Annotated in this window: 2 protein-coding genes; both read right to left on the reverse strand. The window is 44.4% G+C overall.

Going from position 1 to position 1,079, the window contains the following annotated elements; all coding sequences use genetic code 11:
* Nucleotides 1-159: 159 nt before the first annotated feature.
* The gene (locus tag ACFIO5_RS10550) at nucleotides 160-387 is read right to left on the reverse strand and encodes a hypothetical protein (protein ID WP_375611041.1); all 228 of its coding nucleotides are present in this window, start codon (nucleotides 385-387) and stop codon (nucleotides 160-162) included.
* A complete protein-coding gene (gene bgtA / locus ACFIO5_RS10555) occupies nucleotides 384-1,046 on the reverse strand; it encodes a gene transfer agent endolysin BgtA (RefSeq protein ID WP_375655593.1) in 663 nt (220 codons plus the stop codon). The genes ACFIO5_RS10550 and bgtA overlap by 4 nt, the downstream gene beginning before the upstream one ends.
* Between the last annotated feature and the right edge of the window lie 33 nt (nucleotides 1,047-1,079).

Genomic DNA, 1,079 nt, shown 5'->3' on the forward strand with positions numbered 1-1,079 from the left:
CTTTATCTTTGCTGCTTCGTTTCTTGACCATCTTTCCAACCACATAAATGGGCTCCCTGCTTGTTATGCTTCAAAATATCTCTTGCAAGGTTGGAACTGATGACCGCAACATCCTTATTATCCAAATAAATGGGCAACCAGCCACCACAAGAAACAGACCTATTTGCCGCGCACCCAACGAGAAAGTTCAGAGCGCACACCAGCATCACTTTTTCGATTAACTTCATTTTCTACCTCAAGACGGGTTGTTGCTGTCTTTAAAGCATTCTCTGTTTGCTTTTGCCGTTCGCTTTGCTTGCCAAGCTGAAATGCCTTGGCTAAAGCCATAAAAAAAACGGCTAAAGCCGCTGTAAACATAAGAGAATATTTCTTTAGCCAAAAAATCATAAGCGTTGCTCCCCAAACCGCTTGGCGACAATCACTATGCCCGTTACAGCCGCTAAAACCATGATACCTGCTAAAGCCCATTGCACCGGACCATTGCCAACCAACAAGCCTCCAAACCCCGAACAAGACCCTATAATCGGGGCAAGTGCTTCTATCTTTAAAAGACCGCTTGCTGTTTTCGTTTCTACCCTTTGATAATTCGAAGAAACATAAGCCCCTTTTACCCATAATCCCGCTTCTGCTGCTCGACGGTTGGCTAAACCCGCAAGAGGCTTCCCACCGACCTTATTCCATTTCTGTAATTCTAAGGGTACGGCTTCATAATCCCCTTGATTAAGCTTCTTCAACAAGGTTGACTTGCGAAAAGCAGCTGTTCCTACATTATAGCAAAATGAGACCAATGCCGCGAATTGGCAATCCGTTAACGAAACCGTGACCGATTCCTCTACCGTCTTCTCAAATTGCTTTAAGTCTTCACAAAGGATTTCTTCCGCTTGCTTTTGGCTAATACACATGCCTTTTTTGACAAGGGGGTGACCCGCATTGCTGGTGTGACCATAACCAATCGTCCAGATACATGCCGTGTCTCTATATGCCTCTAAACGCAAACCTTCCCATTGTTTGATAAGCTCTAATCCTTCTTTCGATATCTTTCTCATCTGACGCTCCATAAAAAAAGCCCCACAAAAGTG

The organism is Bartonella sp. AA86SXKL (assembly GCF_042196885.1).

Excerpts from the sequence above, each read along its gene's own strand:
- bgtA (WP_375655593.1), bottom strand. The coding sequence starts at position 1,046 with ATGAGAAAGATATCGAAAGAAGGATTAGAGCTTATCAAACAATGGGAA.
- ACFIO5_RS10550 (WP_375611041.1), bottom strand. The coding sequence starts at position 387 with ATGATTTTTTGGCTAAAGAAATATTCTCTTATGTTTACAGCGGCTTTA.